This window comes from Streptomyces sp. NPDC058637, assembly GCF_042717325.1.
Taxonomy (GTDB): domain Bacteria; phylum Actinomycetota; class Actinomycetes; order Streptomycetales; family Streptomycetaceae; genus Streptomyces.
This window is the reverse complement of record NZ_JBHXRD010000018.1, coordinates 149,240-156,234: the sequence shown is the minus strand read 5'-3', so window position 1 is coordinate 156,234 and position 6,995 is coordinate 149,240. Positions and strand designations below refer to the sequence as shown.

General features: G+C 62.9%; 6 protein-coding genes and 1 pseudogene. 2 read left to right on the top strand and 5 right to left on the bottom strand.

Annotated features, from left to right (window positions below; all coding sequences use genetic code 11):
* Positions 1–298: pseudogene (locus ACFWVP_RS20170) on the top strand (hypothetical protein); the annotation flags it as partial.
* 356 nt (positions 299–654) lie between these two features.
* Here ACFWVP_RS20170 and ACFWVP_RS20165 read toward each other — a convergent pair.
* The 5 genes from ACFWVP_RS20165 to ACFWVP_RS20145 form a co-directional block, all read right to left on the bottom strand.
* Positions 655–954, bottom strand: coding sequence for a hypothetical protein (locus tag ACFWVP_RS20165; protein WP_384498372.1), 300 nt, complete (start codon positions 952–954; stop codon positions 655–657).
* Positions 955–1,007: 53 nt separating this feature from the next.
* The gene (locus ACFWVP_RS20160; protein ID WP_384498370.1) at positions 1,008–1,286 is read right to left on the bottom strand and encodes a hypothetical protein; all 279 of its coding nucleotides are present in this window, start codon (positions 1,284–1,286) and stop codon (positions 1,008–1,010) included.
* A 926-nt stretch (positions 1,287–2,212) separates the two neighbouring features.
* Positions 2,213–2,656 (bottom strand): hypothetical protein, encoded by a 444-nt coding sequence (locus ACFWVP_RS20155; protein WP_384498368.1) that lies wholly within the window; start codon positions 2,654–2,656, stop codon positions 2,213–2,215.
* 269 nt (positions 2,657–2,925) lie between these two features.
* Positions 2,926–3,180 carry a hypothetical protein gene (locus ACFWVP_RS20150; protein WP_384498367.1) on the bottom strand — a complete coding sequence of 85 codons (255 nt, stop codon included), beginning with the start codon at positions 3,178–3,180 and terminating at the stop codon, positions 2,926–2,928.
* Between the two features lie 150 nt (positions 3,181–3,330).
* Positions 3,331–3,813, bottom strand: coding sequence for a hypothetical protein (locus tag ACFWVP_RS20145; protein WP_384498366.1), 483 nt, complete (start codon positions 3,811–3,813; stop codon positions 3,331–3,333).
* Between the two features lie 1,362 nt (positions 3,814–5,175).
* On the opposite strand from ACFWVP_RS20145, the gene ACFWVP_RS20140 reads away from it, so the two are divergent.
* Positions 5,176–6,963, top strand: a complete 1,788-nt coding sequence (locus tag ACFWVP_RS20140) for a hypothetical protein (RefSeq protein ID WP_384498364.1) — start codon at positions 5,176–5,178, stop codon at positions 6,961–6,963.
* Positions 6,964–6,995 lie beyond the last annotated feature (32 nt).

The window sequence follows — 6,995 nt, the reverse complement described above, 5'->3', positions numbered from 1 at the left end:
GGCCCCGACCGGAAGAAGGCCGGGGCCCGCACGCACGAGGAAGCGGGGGACTGATCTCGACTCGGGATCTACGGACACGCTGATCGCGGTCTCCGCCGCCTCCAACCGGTCCAAGAGCGACAAGGACCCCGCGCAGTGGATGCCCACGGACGGGGCCTACCACTGCACCTACGCCGCGACCTGGGTCGCAACGAAACTCCGCTGGGACCTCGCCGTCGACGACGCCGAACGCCAGGCCCTCCTCGGCACCGCCGAGGACTGCTCCGACACCACCGTCACCTACGAACCCGCCCCATAACCCCCGTTCGGCTTCAGCCGACCGGGGGTGCCGACACGGCTGAGCCCCGCCCCCCGCCCCCACCAGCAGACCGCGCCTGGGGGCGGGTGCTCTCCCCCTTCTAGTCTTGTCCGTCACCGCGACGCCGTACGGACCGGACCCGGCCTTCACTGCCTTCGCTTCGGTGCCGGCTTTCGGGCAGAGAGGCAGCTCGTTGCCGTCAGCCAGAATCTTCTGCCCCGCCGGGTCCGGTTCCAGATCAGGTGCTTGCCTGCTTTGCCGTTCGTCTCCGCCAGCCCCAGCTCCGCCAGTTCCTTCAACGTCCTGCGCACGTACGACCGCCCGTCCGGCTCCGCTCCCGTGATCACCGAAGCCATCTACCGAACCGTCGCTACACGGGACGGCACGACAAGGCGCTGCAGTAGGTTCCCTCGGGCGTCCGACCGCCACTTCAGGCAGCCCTTGACGATCGGACAGCCGGAGCAGGCGTGCTTGGCCTTGGCGAGGGCCTTCTCCCGGGCGCGGGGGTCTTCGTCGGTGTTGTGGATGTCCTCTATCGCGAACAGGTCGGGCTCCGTGCGGCAGCGCAGAACCTGCTCGGACACGGGAGAGGGGATCCGGTCGTCGGATGGGATGAACATCGGCGGCTGCGGGACACCGGTACGGGAGCCGGGCATGAAAAGTTTCCTCGGGTGAGCGCGACAAGGTGTGTGGTGTGAGCGGGGCGGGGTCAGGCGTGGTCGTCGCCGCGGCGGCGTCCGACCTGGGCGTCGGAGGCGAACCGGCCGAGACGGGCCTCGACAGGGTTCGCCGTGATCCAGGACTCGGCGCAGCTTTTATGGGCCGGCTCGCCTGCGTGGGAGCGCATCGGTGTGGGCTGGTCGCACAGTGCGCAGGGGCGGTCCTGCCAGCGGTCGAAGTGGCGGGCATCGCGCCAGTCCAGGAGGCCGCCGGGGGCCGGGATGAGGCCCGGCTCCACCGGCGGTTTCTTGGCTTGGGTGCGGGTCACGGCCGGAAGCCGGGCAGCTGCTGGAACACCTGGCCCAGCAAGTCGGTGGACGCACCGCACGCGATCATCCCCGAGATCCTCACCCTGGTCAGGGCGCGCCTTACTGCACCGTCCGATCACCGACCCACTCGAAGGAGAGCAGTCGCTTTGGCGAAAGCCGCCCCCGGGTACCGGCGCTCCCGCCGCGCTGGACCGGACGGAGACAGAGCTCGGGGAATCTTCAGCGCTCTGGACGCCACGACCACCGGAGACGAGACCGGGCGCCTCTCCGAGGAAACCCGCACCGCCGTCCGGGACATCCTGGGCGATCAGCAGCACGCTCACGAACGAGTGACGCCTCCCGCGCCGGTGGCGCGGATCGGCCAGCGTGACCAGCCGCTGCGACAGATGTGGCAGCGCGCGCTGCTGACGCGACGGCGACTTGATCAGGCAGATACTGGCAGACCGACGGCACATCGAAGCTCCGGTTGGACAGAGCGACTTGGCAAGGCCACCCCTTCAACTGGAGCTTCGTTGCGTACGTGGCGGGTCACCGATACACCGTCGCACGGCCGTGACCTGCATAAATTCATGAGCCGCAGGACTTTGAAACCGCCCTGCCAACGGCATGACTTTGCTGTTTCTTGCGCCTCTCATATGGATCGCCACTGCGGTTCCGTGGGTGATCCTGCACAGCACCCTCGGAAGACGTCATCGCAGGACAGCCCTGACTGCAGGGCTCAATTTCACCCTGTGGTTCACCTGGTTCCTTGTCACATGGCTCGGCATGCCGGACTCCTACCCCGCCCCGTTGTGCCCGGGCGACGTCCAACCCTGTGGCCGGGCTTCATCCCAGCATGACTCCGGCGTAGCCGTGAATGACCTCGACAGCGGCAACCTACTCAATAGCGCCCCCCGACCAGCCGCGGCACGCCAGCAAGATCGTGTTACGAGTTCTTAGGAGTGAGCACCACATAGGTAACGGCTGTCCCGTCATCCATGACACCCCTGAAAAATTGTTCGTTCAGCAAGGGTGAGGTGGTGAGAACGGATGCCAACACGCCCGCGGCCGAAGCGAGGAATTCTAGAACCGCAGGCGCCCCCACGAAGAGTGCGTCTTCGATTGCTTTCTGACCGGTCTCCGTTAGGAGGTCCGTCAGGAGCTCGCTGATGGCTTCTTCGACGTCACTTGGAGGGTCAGACGGGCCGTTATAGATCTGCACATAGTAGCCCCGCTCCTGGCGTGGACTGACCGTGATACGCGCATCGTCTCGAATTGGCTTACCCTGCGGTGCCTGTGAAGGTATCGGGATCAATGTGCCGTCCGGGTCGGGCGCGGCTTCAAATCGGGTCGTATCGTCGCTTGCCGGGTTGGGCAGTGCGTCTGCCATGTCGGACCCTCCGATGTTTGCCAAGTGCAATGATTGAGCTGAGCAGCAGATTCCCTCGGCGAGGAAGGCGGGATCATCGCCACCTTGGCCGGTGACGGGCGGCAGTGTGACCGGCCCATTCCGCGCACGACCGGTGCGTGTAGATCGACATCGGCCCGAGCCGCGTCCACCGCTACGCCACTGCGCTGGATGGCTCCCATGGTCCGCATCCTCGACGAGGCGTGAGTCGAAGTCTGCCCATGCACCGCGTGGCTGGGAAATGGAGCAGGTCAGGGGTTGAGGGTGATGCCGAGTGTGGTCGCGCGCCGAACGCCGTTCTCACCCATCAGTTCCGCCACGGCGGCGTTGAAGTTCGCGAGGGCCCCGTCTTCGAAGCCGTCCGCCTCCAGTCCGGCAACGATCTGCTCCGGGTAGAGTCGGCTAGCCAGCACCTTGCAGTTGCCCAGCGAGTGAAGCGTCAGGCGGTCGAGAACGTCGTCCGCGGCCGGGTCGACCTCGAACAGGACGTAGGCACGCACGATCATGGTCCATCAACCCCAGGTGGTTCAACAGGCGGCAACTTTGCCCCGCCACCGCCGTGTTCGGGCGCGCCGGGGAGTGCCTGCCACCCGTGCCGGGGCCCTCGGGAGGTACCGCGGGTGTCGTCGGCGTGGGAGGCGGCTTCAGGGTGGATTTCAGTCCACGCGGTACGTGACGTAGTACGCGGATCCCTGCGCGTCGTTTTTGGCGAGCTTGGCGAGGCTTCCCTGCCCCTGGTCCCCTTCTTCTATTTGGAACGAGCCCAGGTGCTCGTGACCGGACGTGTCTTCGTCCCAGAGGGAAACGTTCTGGGGGAACGCGACATCGATCGGGACGTTGACCGATGCCGAAGCTCCTGCCTCCACTTCCATCGAGTCCTCGTCCTCGACGTCGGCCCGGGGCCAGAAGGAGTTCTCAAGGCCGTCGTACGGAGTCTTCGTCATGTAGAGGTCGTCCGGCCACTCGCCAGCGGTGTCGATCGCCGCTGCGACTGCGGGAAACGACTTGATCGACTCGTCCAGCTGGAACACATCCGGGACGATCGCGGCCGCCAGCTCTGCCAGCCGGTTTAAGACCTCGATGTCCGTCCCGCTGGACGGCCGCACACAGAAGACGTTCTCGATCGTTGCCGTGGCCATGGTCTAACACCTCCGTCCGTCTCAGGCACTCCGAGTACCTTCCAGCGTAGATCTCCCCGGGGGCCGTCGCAGCTCCAACCAGCCAAGTCAATTTCGGTGTTCGCACCCGCATCCGCCCCTTTGGATGCAGGATCAACCAATGGGCGGAACCGCCCACCGGCTAGCGCCCGTCACTTGAATGGGAGCGCCGCTGAGGAGGCCGGCAGGAGCTGCGCACTGGCAGCCACCTGCTACCTGTGCGCTCCCCCACCCACAAGGAGCTGCTCGAGGCCGGCTGGTTGGACATGACGGGCAGCGGGGCAGCGTCAAGCACTAGCAGTTCGCCTGTCCCAATTCGAGGACCGCGACCAGGCGGGACGTCACCTGCGAGCCGTCGGAAGCTGAAGGCGATATCCGACGCAGCGTCGTGGAGTGATCGGACTCTGGAGTCGGATCGCTCCACGACGAGTGGAACTACAAGGATCGTCGCGACTCCGCTGTGCCCAGGCAATCACGGCTTGCTCAGGCACTCGGCGGCGAGACCGAGCAGCGCCTTACGCTCAGCCTCATCGGCTTCCAGGTCCCAGCGCAGCTTCGTCGATGTCCACTCGGCCGCGTACTGGCACCGGTAGTCGTCCGCCGGCGGCAGCCACCCGCGGGTCCTTGTCCGACTTGGACCGGTTCGACTTCGCGGTGACCGCGATCACGCGGGGGTCCACGATTCTCCGTCAAGTGCGCCGGCGTACTCTTCCGTCCGCGTTGCTGGGCCAAGCCCGCAGCACAACGAGCGGAGGCTCGTGAGGATCGAGGGGCATGTGGGACTTCTGGTAGCGAGGCGATCAGGTCGTGCTCACAAGGAACCCGGCGCCACTCACCGATTCGCTCACCACCGCCACCAGGTTGACATTACGGTTGGGGAGCACGCCGACTGGTGAGCTGGCGCTTTTGCGGCACGGCACACTGTTTCCTCACCACCGCAGGTCAGGGCCACCTCTTCTGCCTGAAGCACCGGGGTCGTGCAGAGGAGCGCCGGATCCAGCCAACTCACCGCGGCAGGAACCGAGTGCTTGGCCGTGCCACCCAGAAACTCACCACGCCACCCGTTGGCGATTGGCGGCCGCGGTGGGGGTCGTCGCCCGTTTGGTGACCATGGATCACACGGGCTTCAGCGTGAGGCTGTCGTGGGTGCTCGCCGCTGAGAGGCCTACGGCCAGTGAGTGCAGTCTCTTGGGTGGCAGATCTGACAGCAGCCCGAGTATCCACCGCCGCACCCGGCGTCTGGTAGCTACTCATCCCTGGTCCGATTCAGTGTCAGCGCGGGGGACCAAGCGTGGCGCGGCGGATCGCTTGATCATTCCCGTTAATCTCTCTAACGCTGCGTAGATGAACACGCCTCCTCTGCACCATATACGACAAATTGGAGAGCCCAAGATGGGTCGAACTATCAATCATCAGTCATTCTTTGACTTTGGTCTTGGTGTTGATTCGATCCAACAAAGAAACCGGGGGCGTGCCATTCGGCCCGCGGATGCGCGTCCAATGCAGGGGGCGGCCGGGCAATCAACGCTCTTCCGATTGGACATGATTGAGTCTCAACGCAATTTCGAGAAGGTTCTCAATATTGCCTCAAGCGCCTCATTGAGCTATGGGCTAGAAGCTCTGGGCGCCGGCGCCAGTGTAGATGCAAAATTCGATTTCGCAGAGGAGAACACGTACAGTGAATATAATCTCACCATTCTAGCCAGGGTGAAGGTCGAGAACCCTACACTATTGCTGCAAGCTCCTGAATTGCTGGACGAAGCGAAAGAACTCTATGCCATCAGCGCTCGTGACTTTCACGAGCGCTATGGGGACACGTTTATCAGCGGCCTCCATACGGGTGGCGAGTTTTTTGGCCTAATCATCGTAGAAACGAAGGATAAATCCAGCAAGGAATCTGTTCATGCGAATCTAACCGCATCCGGCGCCTTCGGCGCCTGGAGCGGCTCATTTGGTATTGACGTCAATAAAAAGACACTGGAAACTACTTCGACCAAGCGCACTAAGGTAATGATCTTGAGGAGTGGTGCGGGCGGAAGGGTGGAATCAGACATCAATGGGATGATGGAAATGGCGCGGAATTTCCCGAGCGAGGTCGCGGCGACAGCTGAAGGAAAAGGATGGCCGTTTGCCGTTGACTTGACGGAATATAAACTCCTCGACCTCCCACCAACGGCAAACGCATTCGACTTGGAGCGACAGCGGGAACTCCTTACATATCTAGGACAGCAGCGCACTGAGGCTCTGAGCAAGCTTAAGGAGTGCCAGTATATTCTGGCCAACCCCGGCGAGTTCGATACCACGACCGAAAGCCTTTCCCAGCTGGGGACAGAGCAGCAGCGTCTAGCCGTGCTCCTCGATGCCATTTACACACAGGCGTCGAGCTGCTTCAATAATTACAGCAAGTGCAGATTTGCTGAGGATCAATTTGTTGTTCCAGTCATTCAGCTACCCGACAGGAAGGTGCAATCCAAAGGTATCTCCTGCATCCTTACGGCAGGCCCCAATTCGTGGCCAAGATTCCCCATTAGGGAGATCAATAAGTTTCCCGACTTCGAGGCTACTGCAAAATTGACCGTGCACTACGCGGAGGAGCGGGTGCCGTCCGCGCGCTACGCAGGAATCGGAGTTTGCGACAGGAATTGGGCTGCAATGAACGCCGGTGCGGAATGGGAGGGCTTTCGCACCATGCGCGGAGTTCTGGTGACGGTAGCCAGAGCGGTTGGCTCTGCAGGCCAATTGATTGCCGCTTCGGGCGGCATGGTCTTGCGCCCCAGGCCGCCGTCCTCCCCTCCGCATGACGGCAGCTCACCAAAACCACTCCGCACACTCAGGAAAAGATCAACGGGATCCGTGCCGTCGTCAACTCCCCCGTCTGACGTATCCTCCTATAAAGGTCTGGCTAGTTCCGCAATCTACACCGACGAAACTGTGCACCTCAAATTGACTAAGATGGGGAATCTTATTTCTACCGCCTACAGCGCGGATGGGGCGGAATGGATCCCCCTTCAAAATGGATACAATGTAGGGGATCATCTTGGGGTCGATTTCGACGTTTTTCTGTTCGCTTACTCGGCCGACGCTACCCCTGTGACTGCACAATTTCATGACGTCGAAGTCAGCCCCCTGTGACCCTTCGATGCCCTTCGTCCGGGCGGAGGCGT

Coding starts and splice junctions, on each gene's coding strand:
- ACFWVP_RS20140 (WP_384498364.1), top strand. CDS start 5,176: ATGAACACGCCTCCTCTGCACCATATACGACAAATTGGAGAGCCCAAG.
- ACFWVP_RS20165 (WP_384498372.1), bottom strand. CDS start 954: ATGCCCGGCTCCCGTACCGGTGTCCCGCAGCCGCCGATGTTCATCCCA.
- ACFWVP_RS20145 (WP_384498366.1), bottom strand. CDS start 3,813: ATGGCCACGGCAACGATCGAGAACGTCTTCTGTGTGCGGCCGTCCAGC.
- ACFWVP_RS20150 (WP_384498367.1), bottom strand. CDS start 3,180: ATGATCGTGCGTGCCTACGTCCTGTTCGAGGTCGACCCGGCCGCGGAC.
- ACFWVP_RS20155 (WP_384498368.1), bottom strand. CDS start 2,656: ATGGCAGACGCACTGCCCAACCCGGCAAGCGACGATACGACCCGATTT.